Genomic DNA, 20268 nt, shown 5'->3' with positions numbered 1-20268 from the left:
AAGGTAGACAAATGTTAGAAGGTTTATTAACCTCTTTACCTTTGGTAGTTACCTTTAAGACCTCAGGAGTTACTACTTCGGTTTTAGTACCTCTGGTAGTAGCCTTTGCAACTGCTTTCATTTGTGCGGCTGGGGGAATAAGCGGTGCCTTTTTACTTTTGCCTTTTCAAGTAAGCTTTCTTAAGTTTACTACCCCTGCGGTTAGTGCCACCAACCATCTTTTCAACGTGTTTGCCATCCCTTTTGGGGTTTATCGTTATTGGAAAGAAAAGCGCTTTTTTTATCCTTTAACCTTAATAATTACCTTGGGTACCTTCCCTGGGGTTATTATAGGATATTTTCTAAGAATAGGCTATTTTCAAGAGTTACACAGGTTTAAGCTCTTGGTAGGAGGAGTGCTTTTGTTTATAAGCTTAAAACTTCTCTATGACCTTATCTTTCCGCCGAAAAAAGATGCCTCTTTTTCTCCAGAACCGCCAAAACTTCTTAAGTTTAACTGGAAAACCTTAGAGTTTATCTATGCTCAAAAAAACTATAAAGCAAACTCTGTAACCATTTCTATAACTGCCTTTTTTATAGGAATTATCGGGGGTATCTATGGTATAGGGGGAGGAGCTTTAATGGCCCCCATTTTGCTTGGTTTTTTTCATCTTCCTCCTTATGTGTTTGCTGGAGCCACCCTTTTTGGTACTTGTCTAACCTCAGTGGTAGGGGTTATAGTGTTTACCTTAGGGGGTAATGGTCCAGACTGGGTACTTGGAGCACTCCTTGGGTTAGGTGGAGCGGTCGGGCTTTATCTTGGGGCTAAAGCCCAAAAAAAATGCCTCAAAGACTAATAAGGTTTATCATAACCACCTTGGTATTTTTCATCAGTATAAGATATATTTGGTCTTATTTTATTAGACCTTAAAGAACACGGTCGTAAAAAAGCTTTAGCCTAACTTTTTTTAACTCTTTTAAGGTGTTGAGCATGAGATAGTCGTTAATCTTTAACCTTTGGGCAAGCTCTTTTATCCAATTTTTCTCTTCTTCATTTTTAAAATGACACATGGTATAAAGGTTGTACTCCCAAAAGGGATAGGTTTTTCTTTCGTAACAATGAGTAATAAAGGTTTTACGATTTACTTCCTTAACAAAACTTTCGATTTTTTCTTCAGGTACCTTCCAAGCTACCATAACGTTGGTTTTATACCCTAAACGGTCATGTTTAACCAAAGCTCCAAATCTTCTTAGTCCTCCTTGATTTTGCATGTTAATCATCCAAGAAAAAATATCATCTTCCTTAACTCCCAGTTTTTCAGCTATAATCTTAAACGGCTCTTTTATCAGTGGAAGAGGCTCTTGAAGATGTTTAACAAAAATAACATCCCTTTCTGAAAATTTACTTTCTTTTTGATGTTGGTTTTCAAAAACATCGTTTTTTTCGTTTTCATAAGGCTCTATCCATACAACCGTAGAAATCTTAAAAACCTTTAACGCAGGTAAAAAAAGGTATTCTTTGACTTGACAGGTCTTGCAAAGGGCTTCTGCTTCTGCTAAAAGGTCCTTTCCGGGAGGGACTACCAAAATAAACCAAAGGTTATAGGCATGGTCCCTAAGATAGTTATGGCTTACTCCGTTATGACTGTTTATAATCTCTATCGTTTGAAAAAGATCTTTTTCTTTGGCTTTTACGGCAAAAAGTCCAGATTTATGTCCAAAAAAAGAAGGGTTAAATACCGCGGAAACCTGCCTTATTATATTCTTTTTCTGTAATTCCCTAATCTTTTCTAAAAAAAACTCTTCGTCTAATCCGACCTTTTCAGCCAACCTTAAAAAAGGCCTACGCTCTAAGGGAAAATCCTTTTGGATAACTGATAGAATCTTTTTTTCAACATCCATAAACTAAGAGCCATAGATAAGAAAATTTTTTAAAAGTTTTATCCTCTGTGGATATTTTAGTTTTCTTAAAGCGATGTTTTCTATCTGCCTTATCCTTTCTTTAGTAACTCCAAATTTATTACCTACTTCTTCTAAGGTATAAGATTCTCTTTCTCCTATTCCAAACCTAAGCCTTATAATTTTTTCCTCTCTTGGAGACAAACCTTTAAGTAATTCTCTTATTTTTTCTGACAAGTCTTGATTAAAAGCAATTTCATCAGGTTTAATAGCCTTATGGTCTTCTATAAAATCTCTTAAAGTAGAGTCTTCCTCCTCTCCAACGTTGGTTTCAAGAGAAATGGGTTGTTTCATGATTTTAAAAATGTAGTTCAATTTTTCTATAGAAAGTCCGGTTTCTTTTGAAAGTTCTTCTAAAGTTGGGTCTCTTCCATATTCTTGATAAAATTTGTTTGAAATAATTTTACTTATTTTATAGATAGTCTCTATTATATGAAGGGGGACCCTTATAGTCCTTGTATTTTCTGCTAAATATCGGGTAATCGACTGTCTTATCCACCAAGTAGCATAGGTGCTAAATTTAAAACCTTTTCGGTAATCAAACTTTTCTATGGCTTTAAGAAGACCTATGTTACCTTCTTGTATCAAGTCAGAAAGAAACATACCCTTAGGAGAGTATTTACGAGCTATAGAAATGATAAGTCTTAAATTAGATTTTACTAATTCTTCTTTACAAGACTTTATGACTTGAAAGGCTTTTACAATCTTTTCTCCGCTTTGATATACCTTTTCTAAAGGTTCTCCAAAAAATTCATCAAAGTGTTTAATAAATTTCCTATATTCATTTACTTCTTTAATCAGTTTTTCTAAGTCTATTTTTTCTATAGAAAACCTTTTGGCTAAACGGGGAAAGTTAATCTGTTTCCCATTAACTGAAAAAAGCCTCTCTATCGTGATAGGTTTGATGGAATACTTGCTTTGCAGTTTATTTTTTAATCGGTTTAAGTTGTTAATTCTTTCGTAGGTTTCTAGAATTTCACAGCAAAGTTCATCTAAGAGAAGTTTACTTGGTCTTACTTGATAAATAAGTTCTATGGTCTTTTCAACCAAAAATTCTCTATTTTCTTGGGTATAGAAAATCTCTAAAATGTCGCTTAAATTTTGTTTAAGGGCTTGAAGCCATTTCTCAAACTCTTCTTTTCGTTTTTGCAACTCCTCATAGTCTTTAAAGAGGAGTCCCATTTTACCATGTCGTTCTGACTGAACTACCAAATGAAAAAATTTAGCAACCGTAGCATAGTAGTTAAAAATTTCACTTAAGATTTCCTTTTCTTTTTCTTCTATTGTTTTTCCTATCCTAACTTCATCTTCTTTAGTAAGAAGTTTATGAGCAAAAACTTCCTTAAAATAAATTTTTATTGGATCTTCACTCTTTACTCCGGATTTCTTCTCTTCTTCAGATAACAAAAAATCTTCTGAAGGGAATTCCTCTAAAATTAATTCTTCTTCTTCAAAAAGACAAAAAGTTTTTTTATTTCGGAGGCTCATTTAACCCTCCTTTATTTTGTTAATTTATCTATCCTATTCAGCCCATCTATCTTGCTAATCAAAGTTGTTTTTAAGAGACATAGGCATTGGTCCTTTTCTTCTTTGGCGCCTATGGTTTCTAAATTTTTTATGTTTTCTGCCAATTTTTTAAGCTCTAACTTGATTAAAGATTTATGAATAAAAGTCTTGATGTCATTAAGAACCTCCTCTCGATTTTCAAAAGAGGGGCTAAAAAGAAGGTCGCTTAAGATTGTTTGAAATTCAGGGTCTGAAATATCAGGAAGCTTACCTGGTTCTTTTTTCAAACCTTCGGTTAATTTTTTCAAAAAAAGGGCATACTTAGAAAAACAGCCTTCTAAATATTTTAAAAGCCCTGCTTCCTCTAAAATTCCCAAATCTTCAGGATAACTAACCAAATATTGGGCTATCATTTTTAAACAACTATCTTCTTTAGTCTCTGTTGAATTATTATCACAAGAAGGAATAAAAACTCGAGTTTTATCTGATCTACCTCTTGTGGTTAAACTTCTTAGAATTTCTGTCTCAGGTAAATCTAATCTAAAACTTAATTCCTTAGCTATTTTTTTCCTTAAAATAGGGTCTTCTATCCCTTGAAAAACCTCTATAATTTCACGATAGGCTTTAGAAGAATTTTGTCTAAACATCTCTTGATAACAAGCAACCACAAAAGATACCCCATCTTGGGTTAATTCTTTAATTTTTTCCATAAAATAAGCTCTATCTAAAGATCCCTTTCTAACAAAAGAATCTGGATCTTCCCCTTCTGGCAAAGAAACACACTTAGGTAAAATACCCTCTTTTATAAAAAGAGACACAGCCCTTACCATAGCCTTTTTTCCTGCCTCATCCCCGTCATAAAGCAAAATAATTTCTTCTGTCAAGCCTTTAAGAATTTTAACATGAGAAGTGGTAAGGGCTGTACCACAAGTAGCCACCACATTTCTTATCCCTGCCTCCCATAAAGAAAGAAAATCAAAATAACCTTCCACCAAAAAACAGGTCTTTTCCTTTTTGATATATTCTTTAGCTTGATAAAGACCATAAAGAATTTCTGACTTTTTATAAATCTTAGATTCTGGAGTGTTTAAATATTTAGGTTCATCTTCTTTAAGAAGTGTCCTTCCGGCAAAACCAACACATTCTCCTTTCAGATTAAAAACAGGAAAGATTACCCTAAACCTAAAAAGGTCTACAAAAGAGCCATCCTGCACTTGCCTTATCAAACCTAACTCTTCTGCAGCCTTAAAATCCTCTTTAGAGGTCCTTAAATAACTGGTTAACACCCTACCTTCTTGAGGGGCAAAACCTAAAAGAAATTGTTTTATGGTATCTTCAGAAAGACCTCTTTCCTTAAAATATTCTCTTGCCTCTTCAGCCCCAGGATGAAAGAAAAGTAAATGATTATAAAACTTGGCTACCTTGTAAGCAAGGCCAACCAGCTCATTTTCCCTCTTCTTTTCAGAAAAAACCTTTTCTTCTATGTAGATACCAGCCTTTTCTGCCAGCTCTAAAAGAGCTTCTTTAAAGGTCAAGCCATTTACTTTCATGTAAAAGTTGACTACATCTCCAGCCTCACCACAACCAAAACACTTAAAAATCTGTTTTTCAGGACTAACCACAAAGGAAGGGGTTTTTTCTGAATGAAAAGGACAAATTCCTACAAAATTTCTTCCCACCTTTTTTAACCTTACATAATTAGAAACTACCTCTACTATATCGTAAGCCTCTTTTATTTTTTCAAAAAGTTCCTCCAAGGGCCCCTCTGTAGATCTTTATCGTTTTTTTAAAGCTTAAAAATAGACAAAATTAGTAATCGGCAGGCAATCTGGCGTAATCCTTTAAGGATTAAAATAAACCGAAAAAATTTCATCAAATTTTTTATAATACACTTTTAAAAATATGCAATAGAGGGATAAAATCCTCTTTAATGATTTTTTTCTAAAAAAACCACCGTAACCCCTGTGCCTCCCTTTTCAGGATCTGCAAACCTAAATTCTTTTACCAAAGGATGATTTTTAAGATGGTTTTGAATGGCTTCTCTAAGCCTTCCTGAACCATGGCCATGAATAAGGTGAACCTCAGAGACCTCTTCTAAAAACCCCCGATTAAGTTCTCTTTCTAACATTTCTAACGCCTCATCTACCGTTAAACCTAAAAGATTGACCCTTATCCTAAGATCTTTAGGTGCCTTAGGTTGAGTTTTAGAGTAAAAAGAGTAAGGTGGTTTTTTTTCTACAAACTCGGCTTCTACAGAAACCTTAGACAACCTTTCCAAAGGTAGTTCTAACTTTAGATTACCACATAAAACCTCTGCTATCTTATCTCTGATCTTTATTACTCGACCTTTCTGATTAAATCCTTTTATCAAAACATAGTCTCCTTCTTGGATAGAACCATCCTCGGTTTGGCTTTCTTTTAAAACTTTAGTTATAAATCCCTCAAACTCTTTGATGCCCCATTTTTTACCAACATTTTTTGCCGCAGCCATTTTTTCTATTAGCTTTTTAAATTCTGTTTCCCATTCTTTAAACTTAAGGTCAAGTTTTTGGATATAAGTTTTTTCAAGTTCTTCTTTCTGCTTTTGAAGATGTAGTTCTCTTTCTTTTAAGGATTTTTCTCTTTCTTCTAAGGAGTCTTTAAGTTGTTTTACCTTTTCAAACTCTTTTTCCCATAACTTATACCATTCCCAATATTCTTTGTTCTGTAAATATTCTAAAGCCCTCTCTAAAATTTTTTCTGGAATGCCTATTTTTTTAGCCAGTTCAAAGGCTAAAGAATCTCCGTAAATATCGTAAACCAACCGATAGGTAGGTTCTTTAGTCTGAAGGTCATATTCCATCGTAGCTACTTTTAATCCCTTTATCTTTAAACCTAAAGCTTTTAAAAACTGAGAATGGGTAGTAACTACTACCTTTACCTCTTTATGTAAAAGCTCCTCTAAAACCGCCGCTACCAAAGCCATGCCTTTTTCAGGATCAGTACCTCTCCCAGGTTCATCAAGAAGGACTAAGCTTTTTTCATCTGCTTGGTCTAAAATCTCTTTTAATCCTCTTAGATGAGAGGAAAAAGAAGACTCTCCTTGAAAAATGTCTTGGTCATCTCCGATGTCAGCGAATACCTTACGAAAAATAGGCATTTCAGCCTTTTCTGCAGGGATTAAAAATCCAGTTTGCGCCATCAAGCAAAGCAAACCTATGGTTTTCAAAGAGACAGTCTTACCACCTAAGTTTGGTCCAGTAATAAGAAGTCCATTTTCTAAAGTAAAGTCATTTTTAATAACTTTTCTTTGGTTTTCTTTTGACTCAGACAGCAGCAAAAAAGGATGAACCCCTTGCCAAATTTTAATACTACCTCGAGGTTTTAACTCAGGGAAAACTCCTCGATAAAATCTTCCCAAGGCTACCTTTCCCCAAGCTATTTCAAATTCTAAATATAGGTCTTCAAGCTCAAAAAAGACCTCTTTTTTTAAAAACAACTCCTGGGAAATCTCTCTCAGAATCTTTAATTCTTCTCTTTGCTCTTGATGACGAAGGTCTTCTACCTCGTTTGAAAGGCTTATGATAGAGGCTGGTTCTATAAAAGCCGTAGCTCCACTTGAAGAAAGTCCATGTAAAATTCCCTTTACTTTGTTTTTAAACTCAATCTTAACAGGAAGCACATACCTTCCTTCTTTTTGAGTATAAAGGTTTTCCTGTAAGTATCCCTTTTTGAAAAAGTGTTCTCTAAGCTTATCAAGTTTTACATAGAGAAGGTCTAAAGCTTCTCTAATTTTCTTTCTTATTACGTAAAGCTGATAGGACGCCTTATCCTTTAAACCCTTTCTTTCATAATCAAGCAGCCGGTCTAAGGTTTCCTCTAAAAAACTTAAATTGTGGTAAATCCCGATTAAACGTGAAAAAGGAGAACTTTTTAAGATTCCAGATAAAGTTTTTAAACTATTAAACCATTGTTTAATTTCTATAAGTTCTAAAGGAAGGAAAATAGAACGTTTTTGAGCCTTTTGAAACAGAATTTTTAAAGATTTAAGAGGGAAAAGGTCAAACCTTTCCCCTCTTTCTATACATTTCCAAAGATAATTTGTTTGTTCTTGAAGTAAATAAGCCTTTTCAGGTTCAAAATTAGGTAGTAATTGTTTTACCTCTTGTTTAGCAAAATCACTAACCAAAAACTCAGAAAAATAATTTAAAAGTTTAAACCATTCAAGCTTGACGAGAGATTTTAACACAACCTTAAAAATTTAAGAGCTAATAAAACTTATTTTTCTTTAACCTTTTGCTGTAGCTTTTTAAGCTTTTTCATCAATTTTTTACGGGCTGCCTGCATCTTTTTTCTACGTCTAACCCCAGGCTTTTCGTAAAACTCTCTCTTTTTAACCTCAGAAAGTATTTTAGTCTTTTCTACCAGTCTTTTAAACCTTTTTAAAGCCTGCTCCAAAGACTCTCCATCTTTAACGACTATCCCTGCCAAAAGATAACCCCTCCTTTTTTAAAATTTTGGTTTAGTCTAACTGGTTTTCTGAGTTTGTCAAGGTTTTAAAGATAATTTTTATGGTAATTATTATCCAAAAGAGGTTGTATTTTAAAAATTGTCTAATAAAATTAGAAAGTATGGAGAAGACGACAAAAGAATTAAAAGATTTACTCTATGCTAATCTCAACAATTTTATCGTCTTTAAAAAAATCTTAGAAGAATATGAGTTAAAAGTTCAACCTTACGAGCTTTTAGATACCCTAATAAACCTTCTTCAAAAAAAGGACCAACTTACTAAAGAAGTAGAAATTTTTCTTTTAGACAAGATTGCCCAAGTTTGTGAAAAAATTTATGAATTTCAAAAAGCCTTTAACCTCTATAAACAGCTTTTTATTTCTACTTCTAACCCTAAATACTTAGAAAAATCAGAAAAACTCCAGATTTTTAAAAAATTTGAAAAACTCAAGTTTGTGTTAAAAAAGCTCAACCTTACACAAGAAGAACTTTTAAAACTTTATACTGAAAGTTTAGAGACCAACAAAAGTATAGAATCCCTTTTGATAGAACGATATAAAGTTCCTAAATTAGAAATCCTTGACTCTGTAAAAAATGCCTATCAAATACCTGTTTTTGACTTAAGGAATTTCCAAAACTATTCTAAATTATCTCAAGTTTTAGGTATAAAAAAACAGTTTTTTTTAGATTGTCTCTGCATACCTCTAAAAGAAAAAGAAACCGGTCGTATCTATCTTGTATGTTATGACATCGAAGATCAAGAAAGCATAGAAAAGGTTAAAAAGGTTCTTCAACTTTCTTCTGAAAATATAGTTTTAAGCTTTGCGATAAAAGAAGACATTATCTCGCTTATAGATAACTATTTTTCAGAAGGGGCTTTTCCTTTACCAGAAGAAATCGGTATAGAAGAGGTACAAGAAGAAGAGGAGCCAGAAGATTTAGCGTTAATAGATAGTGCTATCGTTCAATTGGTTAACTATATTATAGAAGAGGCTTATAAAAAAAGGGCTTCAGACATACATTGGGAAAGTTTAACCGGAAAAAAGGGGCTTCAGGTAAGGTTCAGGGTGGACGGTGAATGTTTCCATTACACCACCATCCCTGAATCTCAAAAAAAACAGGTAATTTCCCGTATTAAAATCACGGCAAATCTTAATATAGCGGAAAAAAGACTACCTCAGGATGGAAAGATAAAATTTAGAACTAAAGAAGGTAAAGAGTTTGAAATAAGGGTAGCTACCATCCCTACGGTAGACAACAACGAAGATGTAGTAATGAGAATTTTAGGAGGTATAGAATTTAAAAATTTAGAAGAAATAAACCTTTCAGAAGAAAACTATCAAAACTTTAAAAAGATTTTAGACTATCCTTATGGATTGATTTTAGTGGTTGGTCCTACTGGTTCAGGAAAAACTACCACCCTTCATGCCGCTTTAAAATATCTCAACAAACCTAATAAAAAGATCTGGACAGCAGAAGATCCGGTAGAAATCGTACAAGAAGGACTTCGTCAAGTCCAGGTTAACCCTAAAATTGGTTTAACCTTTGCAAAGGTGCTTAGAGCTTTCTTAAGGGCAGACCCAGACATCATCATGATAGGAGAAACCAGAGACGAAGAAACTGCCCACACGTTAATAGAAGCCTCTCTAACCGGACATTTAGTCTTAAGTACCTTACATACTAACAGCGCTCCAGAAACCGTTACCAGGCTTTTAGGGATGGGCATAGACCCTTTTAACTTTGCAGACGCTTTACTTGGGGTGCTTGCTCAAAGACTTGCCAAAAGGCTTTGCCCAGAATGTAAACAACCCTACACCCCTAACGAAGAAGAAATAGAACGTATTAAAAGAGAGTATGGAAATCATCCAACCAAACCTTTAACTGATGAAATAATTAACCAGGCTACTTTCTTTAAACCTGTAGGTTGTCCAAACTGCAACGATACGGGCTTTAAAGGTAGGATAGCTATTCATGAACTTCTTATACCAGATGAAGAGTTAAAAAACTATATCATCAAAAACAAGCCGGCTAATGAAATCAGAAATTTAGCTATCAACAAAGGGTTTACTACCCTGAAACAAGATGGTATTATAAAGGTTTTAAAAGGAGAAACTACCTTAAAGCAGGTGCTTGCTGTAACCGTTAGATAATGTCCTTAATCCAACCGACCAAACTAAAAAAAATCTTTAAAGTAAAAAACACCGGAGAAATCTCTCAGCTTGAAGATTTGGTCGCAGTAGAAACTAAGATAAAACTTTTGATTAACGACCAAGAAATTTTATCTCTTTCTGCAACCCCGATGCACCTTAAGGAATTGGTAGTAGGATTTATTCTTACAGAAAATCTGATTAAAGACTCTTGGTGTCCAGAAGAACTGGAATTTGTCGAAAAAAACGATGAACTGATAGTTAAAATCTATACCTATGAAAAAGGAGACCTTCCTTCTAAAACTCTTACCTCAGGCTGTTTTGCCTCATACAGTTTTCTAAATGAAATACCTCCTTATCAAACCTTTGATTTTAAGGTTGATATTCAATCTATTTTTAATTCATTTAAAACTTTTGTTAGGATGGCAGAACTTTTTAAAACTACAGGTGGGTTTCATTCGGCAGCCCTTTGTGATCAAGAAAACCTACTTTTCTTTACAGAAGACATAGGAAGACATAACGCTGTAGATAAAGTCTTAGGCTACGCTCTTTTAAGGAGGCTTTCTTTAGAAGATAAGCTTATCCTTGTAAGTGGTAGAGTTTCTTCAGACATGGTTCTGAAGGTAGGAAGATGGAGAATACCTTTTTTGATAAGCCGTAGTGCCCCCACATCTTTAGCGGTTGAGCTTGCAGAAAAAATAGGTTTAACTCTTATAGGCTTTTTACGAGGAGAAAGGTTTAATGTTTACTCCCATCCTCAGCGGATAAAAAACTTAGAAAACATGGGAGGATAAAATGAGTATAAAGATAGGTTTTTACGGTGGGGCAGAAGGGGTAACAGGAAGTTGTTTCTTATTAGACATAAGAAACACCAAAATCTTGGTTGACTGTGGACTTTTCCAAGGATTTGAAAGCTCAAAAAATCAAAACCACTTTCCTTTTGACCCTAAGGAGGTCTCTTATCTTATCCTTACGCATGCCCATATAGACCACTGCGGAAGGCTTCCTCTTCTGGTAAAAGAAGGATTTAGAGGAAAAATCATCTGCACCAAACCCACCGCTCAAATCGCTAAAATAATGCTTCTTGACGCAGCTAAGGTGATGAAAGAACACTACAAAACCCTTTACAAAAAATCAGTAAGAAAAGGGTTAGACCTTCCTCCCCCTCCTCTTTATGACGAATACGACGTGTTAGAATCGTTAAATTTTTTTAAAATAATCATAAATTTTGATCAGCCGCTGATTTTAAAAGACAGAATAAAAATCGTGTTTAAAGATGCAGGTCATATCCTTGGTTCTTGCTTTGTTCAGATAGAAGACTTAGAAACTAAACAAAAGATCACCTTTTCTGGAGATTTGGGGAATAAAAACAAACCTATCGTAAGAGATTTTGACTATCCTTTGCCTACAGATTTTCTCTGTATAGAAACTACCTATGCCGATAGAGACCATAAATCCTTTGAAGAATCTAAACAGGAGTTGTTAGAGGCTATTACTGAAACCTTTAAAAGAGGTGGAAATGTCTTTATTCCTACCTTTGCCCTTGAAAGAGCTCAAGAAATCCTTTACACCTTAAGAGAGTTTTACGAACAAGGGCTTCTTCCCCAGTGTCAAGTTTTTTTAGACAGTCCTCTTGCCATCAAAGCTACCAGAATTTTTAAAGATAATCCCGAATTTTTTGACGAAGAAGCCTATAAAATTTTTACCCATAAAGACCCGTTTGATTTTCCTTATCTTGTCTTTACAGAAGACGTAGAAGAATCTAAACAAATAAATAATGTCAAATCAAGGGCTATAGTAATCGCAGGAAACGGGACGATTACTGGAGGTAGAATTCTTCACCACTTAAGAAACAACATCTATCGTCCTGAGTGCAGTTTAGTTTTCGTAGGGTTTCAGCCTAAAGGAACCCTGGGAAGATTTATCGTAGATGGGGCTAAAAAAATCCATATTTTAGGTGAGGAATTACCTGTAAGGTTAAAGGTTTATACGATAAACGGATTTTCTTCTCATGCGGGACAAAAAGAATTGTTAGACTGGCTCTCTCGTTTAGACCAAGTGAAAAAACTATTTTTAGTCCATGGAGAACCTGAAAAAATGGAGATCTTTAAAAAAATGCTCTCAGAAAAATTTCCAGAAAAATTTCCAGAAATATACATTCCAAGTCTATATGAGGAGATAGAATTGAACTAAAAACATCAACCTAAACCAATGCAAAAAGAGGAAAACATGGAAAAAGAGAGGTTAGTACCAGATACAAGTATTTTTACTAATCCAGATGTTTACAAACAATTTGGTGAAAACCCTTCAGAAGCTTTTACTAACTTTCTTCTAATGGTAGCTGAATTAGAAGGGGAAGTAAACGTGTATATTCCAAGCTCTGTGTTTGAAGAATTAAAAAGAATGCTTAGCCATTTAAAGCTTCCGCCTAAAGCAAGGTCTGTGCTTAAAGTTAAATCACCTAAAAAGTATGAACTTTATATCCCTGCTTTTTTGATGTATGAATTTATAGAAGAATTAAGAAATAGGATTAACAAAGGGCTTAGGATAGCTGAAGAAGCAGTGAAGGCCTCAACCTACAAAAAACCTGAAGAGGTTCTTAAATTTTTAAGAAGAAGATATAGAGAAGTTTTACGAGAAGGGATCGTCGACAGTAAAGAAGACTTAGAAATAATCCTTTTAGCCCTTGAGCTTGATGCCCTCGTTCTTTCTGCAGATAGAGGAGTCCTTAACATGGCAGACAAATTAGGTCTAAGGTACCTTGAACCGCAAGACATAAAGGAAACCTTAGAAGGGTTTAAACTTTGGTAAAAAGTGTTTAAAGTTTTAGTTCATTAAACATAATGTCTTGAAGGATAAGCTCAGCTAAATCTTGAGAAAGAACTTTTAAAGCTTCTTCTCTGCCAGGGTCTAAAAAAGTAACTACTTCTGATTGATTTACACGATAAATTTCATAACGGTTTATAGTCCGTTTTAAAAGAACCTTTCCGGTCTTTTGTTCTATAAGCTGATATTCTCCCTCAAAATTGATCTTTCTTTCTTTAGTAATCAAAAAGGTTTCATAAGAGACTGGGTCAAAATAAATCTTTTTTACTTCTCCTCTTAAAACCAGATCTGCCTTAGTTTGGTCATAGACAGGAACCAAAAACTTTCCTTGAGCAAACTTATGTCTTAATGCATAAGCTACATACTCACCTAAGGAGGTTTCAGAAGAGTAGTTTTTCCAGGGAGGAATATAAATAGTCTTCCATTCTTCCTTCAGATATAAAGGCCGTTGATAAACGCTATAACCACAAGAAAAAAGGAAAAGGCTAAACCACAAAATTAATAAGCTTCTTAGGTACAAAGACCACATTTTTTATGGTTTTACCCTCCAAATATTTTTTTACCTTAGGCCTTTCCTTTATCATCGCTTCTATCTCTTCTTTGGTGGCCTCAACAGAAACCTCTAACTGATCTCTTACCTTTCCGTTAACCTGAACTACAAGAATATAAGTCTCGTCCTGTAGCCAAGCCTCTTCATATTCAGGAAATCTTTCTAAAGAAACAAAACCTTTTCTTCCAAGCTCTTGCCATAACTCTTCAGCCAGATGAGGACATACAGGAGATATTAAAAGCACTACTTTCTCTAAACACTCTTTTAATAGTTTTTTGTGCTGTAAGTTATTGAGGTCTAAATCATTTAAATGGTCTTGAAGGAAATTTAAGAATTCCATAATAGCAGCAATCCCTGTGTTAAACCTAAGCCTTTTTTCAAAATCTTCAGACACTTTTTTGATGGTTTTGTGCAGTTTTTTTCTAAGCGGTACTAACCTTGTCTCAAGCCCACTAAAATCTTCGGAGGTATATTCTATTTCTCTTAAAACCTCAGCATACTCTAAAACAAGATTATAAAGTCTTTTCAAAAACCTATAAGCTCCCTCTATACCATGGTCACTCCATTCAAGGTCTTTTTCAGGAGGAGCGGCAAAGGAGATAAAAAGTCTTACAGTATCTGCCCCATATTTCTTTACCATAACATCTGGGTCTACTACGTTACACTTACTTTTTGACATCTTCTCAAACTTACCCACAATAATGTCCTGCCCACAACCATCCTTTAAACACTTTCCTTCAGGAGAAACTTCCTCTGGATAAACCCATCCATGCACAGGACATTTATAGGTTTCTTTGATAACCATCCCTTGAGTAAGGAGGCTTTTAAAAGGCTCGTTGAGATTAAAATAACCAAGGTCCCTCAAAACCTTGGTGAAAAACCTGGAATAAAGTAGATGCAAAATCGCATGTTCTATCCCACCGATATATTGATCTACAGGTAACCAGTAATGAAGGTCTTCTATGTTAAAAGGTTCAGGATAATCAGGACAGGCAAACCTTGCAAAATACCAAGAGGACTCCATAAAAGTATCAAATGTATCTGTTTCTCTTTTTGCTGGTCTACCACATTTAGGGCAGGTGGTATCAACAAACTCAGGTAAATTAGGTAAAGGAGACCTACCGGTAAAGTCTATCTGAACATCTGTAGGTAAAACTACCGGAAGGTTTTCAATTTTTTCAGGAACGATACCGCAATTCTCACAGTATATCATGGGAATAGGGCAACCCCAATATCTTTGCCTTGAAACCCCCCAATCCCTAAGCCTATAGGTTGTTTTTTTACGACCTAAACCTTTTTCCTCAAGATAAGCGGTTATTTTAGCCTTTCCTTCTATACTTGGAAGTCCTGTAAAAGGACCTGAATTTACCATGATACCAGGTTTTTCATAGGCTTCTTTGAGGTCTTCAGGGCTTAATTCTATCCCTTCTGGTTGAATAACCACTTTTATAGGAAGGCCATATTTTTTAGCAAACTCAAAGTCTCTCTGATCATGAGCAGGAACACACATAATAGCTCCTGTTCCGTATTCCATAAGCACAAAATTAGCAGCGTATACAGGAATTTTTTCGCCGGTTAGAGGATGAACGGCATAACTTTCCAAAAATAAACCCTCTTTTTCTGCCATACCAGCTTCGATCTCTCTTCTTTCTTTTCTAACCTTGTCTATAAATTTGTCTAAAACTTGGGTTAATCCTTTTTTTTCAGCCAATTTTTTAGCTAAAGGATGATCAGGAGAAAGAGAAATAAAGGTTGCTCCATAAAGGGTATCAGGACGAGTGGTATAAACTATCAAATCCTCTTCTATGTCTGGAAGGAAAAACTTAATTTCAGCCCCTTCACTTTTTCCTATCCAGTTTCTTTGCATCACGATGACCTTTTCAGGCCAATATTTCTCAAGCTCATCCAGATCCTTTAAGAGTTCTTCTGCATAAGCGGTTATCTTTAAAAACCAACCTTCCATTTCTTTATAAGTAACCTCAGTACCACAACGCCAGCAACCACCATCTTCTACCTGTTCATTAGCAAGCACAGTATGACAAGAAGGGCACCAATTAACCAAAGAAGTCTTCCTATAAGCAAGCCCACGCTCATACATCTCGATAAAAAATCTTTGTTCAAATTTATAGTAGTTTGGGTCGCAGGTAGCCAATTCTCTTTTCCAGTCATAACTAAAACCAAGCTTTTTAAGTTGGTTTTTCATGTACTCTATGTTAGAATAGGTCCATTTCGCAGGATGAACCCCGTGTTTTAAGGCGGCGTTTTCTGCAGGAAGTCCAAAGGCATCCCATCCCATAGGATGGAGCACATTATAACCTTTCATCCTTTTTACACGGGCTAAGATGTCCCCTAAGGTATAATTCCTCACATGACCCATGTGTATCCTTCCTGAAGGATAAGGGAACATCTCAAGAACATAATATTTAGGTTTAGAGGGGGCTGTCTTTGCCTCAAAAACCTTATGTTTTTCCCAAAGTTCTTGCCATTTCTTTTCTATCTCAGAAAAATCATATTTTCTCATAAAGGCACCTCCTCAGCAGAGATGGCTTTTACAGGACAGTTTTCTATGGCTTCTATACAATTACATATCTTACATCCTTCTAAATTATATACTAAAGCCTTCTTTTCTGGCCCCCAACTAAAAACCTCAGGACATACCTCTATACAATATCCGCACCCGATACAAAGCTCTTGGTCTACTTCTAAAGAAAAAATCATTACAATTTTTCCTGATAAATGTTTTCTACTATAGCCTCGGCAAACTCTGAGCACTTAACCTCTTTTGCCCCCTCAAGTTGCCGAGCTAAGTCATAGGTAACTATCTTTTGTTGAATAGTCTTAGCCAACCCTTTCCATATAAGCTCTGCAGCCTCTTTCCATCCAAGATACTCAAGCATCATCTTACCAGAAAGTATAAGAGAAGAAGGATTAACCTTATCAAGCCCAGCATACTTAGGAGCAGAACCATGGGTAGCCTCAAACACCGCATACCCATCTCCTATGTTAGCCCCTGGTGCCATCCCTAATCCACCTACCTGAGCGGCTAAAGCGTCAGAAAGATAATCTCCGTTTAAATTAGGAGTAGCAAGTACTCCATATTCTTCGGGCTTAAGTAAAGCCCACTGAAACATAGCATCTGCTATCCTGTCGTTTATAACTACCATCCCCTCAGGTAAACCTTCAGAAAACCTTTCTTTTATCTCTTCCTCTAACACTACCTTATCAGCAAACTCTGTTTTAGCTACCTCATAACCCCAAGCTCTAAAAGCACCTTCTGTATATTTCATAATGTTACCTTTATGTACCAAAGTAACCGTTCTATATCCGTTATCTAAGGCATATCGAATAGCTTTTCTAACCAACCTTGAAGTCCCAAATTTACTTATGGGTTTTATCCCTATACCAGAATCTTCTCTTATTTCTTTTTCAAAGTTCTCCCTGATGAACTCTATCAATCTTTTTGCCTCCGGGGACCCTGCAGGAAATTCTATTCCGGCATAAACGTCTTCAGTATTTTCTCTAAAAACTACCATGTTTACTTTTTCAGGGTTTTTAACAGGCGACGGGGTGCCTGGAATCCACCTCACAGGCCTTACACAGGCATAAAGATCAAGTACCTGTCTTAAGGTAACGTTTAAACTTCTAAACCCTCCACCTACCGGGGTGGTTAAAGGACCTTTTAAAGCTACTACCGAACTTTTGATAGTCTCTAAGGTCTCTTCCGGAAGATAATTACCTGTCTCTTTAAAGGCTTTTTCTCCTGCCAAAACCTCTTTCCACAAAATCTTCCTTTTTCCTCCATAAGCCTTCTCAACAGCAGCATTTAACACCTTTAAAGTAGCCCTCATGATATCAGGACCAATTCCATCTCCTTCTATATAAGGAATCTCTGGGTCATCAGGCACGATAAGCGATAAGTCTTCAGCAATTTTTATTTTACCCATCTCCTCCCCCTTAACAGAATAATAGTCTTGTTTGTTTCAAATCTACCACATCTTGATTAAACTAACAACGTATAAACTGTTTGATTTTAAAAGATTTTATTTTTAAGTCTAAAAAAGAAACCTATTTCTTAGATTTTTTCTTTTTAGAAACCTTCTTAGAAGGTTTTACTTTTTCTTTACTAAGTTCATAAAGCTTTTTAAGTCCTTTGCTAACCTCTTTATGAAAATTTTCAGCCTTCTTTCCGGTAAGAAGCTCTATAACATCATCTATAGTTTCTACAGTGTAAACATGAAATGTCCCTTTTTCTATCTCCTCTAAAATCTCATCGTCTAAGAGAAGATTATCAAAATTTTGACGAGGGATAATAACTCCTTGATTTCCAGTGAAATTTTTAACTTTACAAACTCGGTAAAAACCCTCTATTTTTTCTTTAATACCTCCTACAGGTTGAATGTTGCCAAACTGGTCTATAGAACCTGTAATCGCAAGATTTTGTTTGACAGGAATTTTTGATACCGCCGAAAGAATAGCCATAAGTTCTGCGGCTGAAGCACTATCTCCTTCTACTGGTTCATAAGCTTGTTCAAACGTTAAAGTACAGGAAAACTGAAGAGGAAAATCAGTGCTATAACGATTATAAAAATAAGAAGAAAGGATAAAGACCCCTTTAGAATGGATCGGACCGCTCATGTCTATTTCTCTTTCTATATTGACCACCCCTCGGCTTCCTGGAAAAACATTGGCGGTTATCCGAGAAGGTCTACCAAAACTATAGTCTCCAAGCACATATACACTAAGCCCATTGACTTGACCGACTTTTTCTCCTTCAACCTCTATAAGGATTTTTCCTTCTTTTATCAATTCTCGTATCTTTTCTTCTATGATGTTAACTCGATAAATACGTTCCCTAATCGCTTGTTTTATTTCTTTTTCTGTAATATACTGAGATTGAGAAAACGTGTTTGCCTCTCTTAGAAGGTCTATCAAATCCTGAATGATCAAATTTATCTTTTTTCTATTCCCTGCTTGATAAACGGCATACCTAAAAAGTTCGCTAAGTCCTGAGCTATCAAGGTTTTTCAATTTTTCTTCGTCTATTATTTTTTTTACTACCTTGGGAAAAAGAGAGATTACTTCTTCATCTATAGAAACTACTGGCTCAAACTCTGCTTTAAGCTTAAAAAGCTGAGGAAATTCAGGGTCATAGAACATAAGAAGCTGATAAAGATAAGGGTCTCCTATTAAAAAAACTTTAGCAGAAAAAGGTACAGGTTCTGGCAAAATACCTATATGGGGAACTGGTATCTCCTCTATCATCCCTCCCATAAGGTGTAATTCTTTATGAAGAAGGGTTCTTTTTAAGAGGATCCATACATAAGGATTTTTTAAAACCTCCCAAAGGTCAAGAATTACATACCCTCCGTTGGCCTTATGAAGGATACCTGGAGCTAAGCTTAGATGGTCGGCATAAAGAATACCCATCTCTGCCTTGTAGTTTATCTGTCCAAAAAGACCTTTAAGGGTAGGTATCCTTTCATAAATAACCGGAGCACCTTGGGTTTGGGAGTTATCAACCAGCACGTTTACCCTAAACATGTTTAACGCGCGGTTGATGTTGTTTTGAATCATTACATTACCTTTAAGTTTTTCCCAGTCTATAAATATTTGAATGTTCTTAACCAACTCTTGTTTTAAACTACGCAAGTATTCTTGGAAACCCTCTACCTCAGAAAATTCCTCTTCTAAGGGTTTACAAGCTTTATCAATCAAATTTTCGGCTATTTTCTGGCGCAGTTTTAAAAGGTTTTCTCCTAAGAGATTGTCAAGTTCTCTTAATTTCCTCAAATAATCTCTAAACTTAGGTTCAAAAGCCTCAAGGTTTTTGTGATACTCTTCTCTAAGTTGAGGATTGTTTAAAAGTTCTTCCTGAGAAACAGGGGCTTGTACCCTAAAAAGAGGCATCAACCTTACTCCCTCAGGACCAAAAAGCACCATTAAGTTATAAGACTTAGCTTCTTCTACTAATTGATTTATAATTTTCTCTTTCTGAGAATCTATCTCTTTAGTAAGGACGTTTAACTCTTCCTCATACTCTTTACCTTCGAAGGCCTTAAAGGTTTCTCTTTTTAAAAATTCTAAAATGTTTTCTATATGATTAGCAAACTTTTTTCCATACCCAGAAGGTAAAATTAGAACTTTGGGTTTATAAGGGTCTTGAAAGTTGTTTACATAACAGATGTCTTTTGGGGTAGGTTTAGAAGAGGCTATCTCTTTTAATCTCTTCAGGGTATAACGACTTCTTCCGATACCATTGGGGCCACAGACATAAACATTATAGTCTTCTTGATCTATGTTTAAAGCAAGGTCAAAGGTCTTTTCGACCCTTTTCTGTCTAAAATAACACTCCTCAGGTTTAATATCCTCTGTGCCAGAGGAAAACTCTACCTTTATTCTAAGATCCTCTTTTTCTACCTTTTTCCAGCCCATAATGGTAAGATTTTAAAATAAAAAATCTAAAAAGGCAAGCCTTTTGTAAAGATTATCCTAATTAACCTTCTATATACATTTCTATCTATCTCTTATACGATAGAAACTAACCACATCAAGGGTTGCTAATCTCATCGACTAAACCTTTTCTTTATTATCGATTTATAAAGTTCCTTCTTTTATTGCAAAATTACCGCAGATTCTCATAGTTAAGTCTAATTCCATGTCTATCCTTTAGTTTATTCTTGAAAGTTTTCTGAGCCTCATAGTGTTTTTGTAATTTTAAGTTGAAAGGATAGCACATTATACTTTTGTTGGTTGACTTAAAAAGAATATGGATTACCTTTTAAAAAGGTAGATTAATTCAAAAATAGTAGGAGG

General features: G+C 35.2%; 15 protein-coding genes. 5 read left to right on the top strand and 10 right to left on the bottom strand.

The genetic code is table 11. The features are described from left to right. The first annotated feature begins 11 nt into the window (after window positions 1-11). Window positions 12-836: a sulfite exporter TauE/SafE family protein gene (locus F1847_RS03275; RefSeq protein ID WP_150071673.1), complete on the top strand. Its 825-nt coding sequence runs from the start codon at window positions 12-14 to the stop codon at window positions 834-836. A 70-nt stretch (window positions 837-906) separates the two neighbouring features. Here the strand turns inward: F1847_RS03275 and F1847_RS03270 are convergent, their stop codons facing one another. The 5 genes from F1847_RS03270 to rpsU all read right to left on the bottom strand — a co-directional run bounded on the left by F1847_RS03270 (window position 907) and on the right by rpsU (window position 7914). Then, window positions 907-1881, bottom strand: a complete 975-nt coding sequence (locus tag F1847_RS03270) for an Lrp/AsnC family transcriptional regulator (protein WP_150071672.1) — start codon at window positions 1879-1881, stop codon at window positions 907-909. Window positions 1882-1884: 3 nt separating this feature from the next. Further along, window positions 1885-3426, bottom strand: a complete 1542-nt coding sequence (locus F1847_RS03265; RefSeq protein WP_150071671.1) for a sigma-70 family RNA polymerase sigma factor — start codon at window positions 3424-3426, stop codon at window positions 1885-1887. 11 nt (window positions 3427-3437) lie between these two features. Next, window positions 3438-5201: a DNA primase gene (gene dnaG / locus F1847_RS03260; protein WP_150071670.1), complete on the bottom strand. Its 1764-nt coding sequence runs from the start codon at window positions 5199-5201 to the stop codon at window positions 3438-3440. Between the two features lie 170 nt (window positions 5202-5371). Continuing rightward, window positions 5372-7672: an endonuclease MutS2 gene (locus tag F1847_RS03255; protein WP_150071669.1), complete on the bottom strand. Its 2301-nt coding sequence runs from the start codon at window positions 7670-7672 to the stop codon at window positions 5372-5374. 29 nt (window positions 7673-7701) lie between these two features. Beyond that, window positions 7702-7914 carry a 30S ribosomal protein S21 gene (gene rpsU / locus F1847_RS03250; RefSeq protein WP_028841050.1) on the bottom strand — a complete coding sequence of 71 codons (213 nt, stop codon included), beginning with the start codon at window positions 7912-7914 and terminating at the stop codon, window positions 7702-7704. Between the two features lie 140 nt (window positions 7915-8054). Between rpsU and F1847_RS03245 the strand changes: the two genes are divergently transcribed. Genes F1847_RS03245 through F1847_RS03230 form a run of 4 tightly spaced genes read left to right on the top strand, consistent with a single transcriptional unit; the run spans window position 8055 to window position 12890 of the window. After that, complete coding sequence (locus tag F1847_RS03245; RefSeq protein ID WP_150071668.1) at window positions 8055-10082, top strand: GspE/PulE family protein; 2028 nt, start codon at window positions 8055-8057, stop codon at window positions 10080-10082. Then, a complete protein-coding gene (gene fdhD, locus F1847_RS03240; RefSeq protein ID WP_150071667.1) occupies window positions 10082-10873 on the top strand; it encodes a formate dehydrogenase accessory sulfurtransferase FdhD in 792 nt (263 codons plus the stop codon). The genes F1847_RS03245 and fdhD overlap by 1 nt, the downstream gene beginning before the upstream one ends. Before the next feature lies 1 nt (window position 10874). Further along, entirely contained in the window at window positions 10875-12272 is a 1398-nt protein-coding gene (locus F1847_RS03235; RefSeq protein ID WP_206202426.1) for an MBL fold metallo-hydrolase RNA specificity domain-containing protein, read from the top strand. Between the two features lie 36 nt (window positions 12273-12308). Next, entirely contained in the window at window positions 12309-12890 is a 582-nt protein-coding gene (locus tag F1847_RS03230; protein WP_150071666.1) for an RNA ligase partner protein, read from the top strand. A gap of 7 nt (window positions 12891-12897) precedes the next feature. On the opposite strand, the gene lptE is transcribed toward F1847_RS03230, so the two are convergent. From lptE to F1847_RS03205, 5 genes are all read right to left on the bottom strand, one after another. After that, window positions 12898-13434: an LPS assembly lipoprotein LptE gene (lptE, locus tag F1847_RS03225; RefSeq protein WP_150071665.1), complete on the bottom strand. Its 537-nt coding sequence runs from the start codon at window positions 13432-13434 to the stop codon at window positions 12898-12900. Further along, window positions 13391-15976, bottom strand: a complete 2586-nt coding sequence (gene leuS, locus F1847_RS03220; protein WP_150071664.1) for a leucine--tRNA ligase — start codon at window positions 15974-15976, stop codon at window positions 13391-13393. Before leuS ends, lptE begins: the two co-directional genes overlap by 44 nt. Further along, a complete protein-coding gene (locus F1847_RS03215; RefSeq protein ID WP_150071663.1) occupies window positions 15973-16173 on the bottom strand; it encodes a ferredoxin in 201 nt (66 codons plus the stop codon). Before F1847_RS03215 ends, leuS begins: the two co-directional genes overlap by 4 nt. Further along, window positions 16173-17399, bottom strand: coding sequence for an isocitrate dehydrogenase (NADP(+)) (icd, locus tag F1847_RS03210; protein ID WP_150071662.1), 1227 nt, complete (start codon window positions 17397-17399; stop codon window positions 16173-16175). Before icd ends, F1847_RS03215 begins: the two co-directional genes overlap by 1 nt. A 121-nt stretch (window positions 17400-17520) precedes the next feature. Beyond that, window positions 17521-19887, bottom strand: coding sequence for a Lon protease family protein (locus F1847_RS03205; protein WP_150071661.1), 2367 nt, complete (start codon window positions 19885-19887; stop codon window positions 17521-17523). Window positions 19888-20268: the final 381 nt, after the last annotated feature.

The sequence above is a fragment of the Thermodesulfobacterium sp. TA1 genome (genome assembly GCF_008630935.1).
Taxonomy (GTDB): domain Bacteria; phylum Desulfobacterota; class Thermodesulfobacteria; order Thermodesulfobacteriales; family Thermodesulfobacteriaceae; genus Thermodesulfobacterium.
Note: the sequence above shows the minus strand (reverse complement) of the source record. Positions and strands in the feature narration are given on the sequence as shown.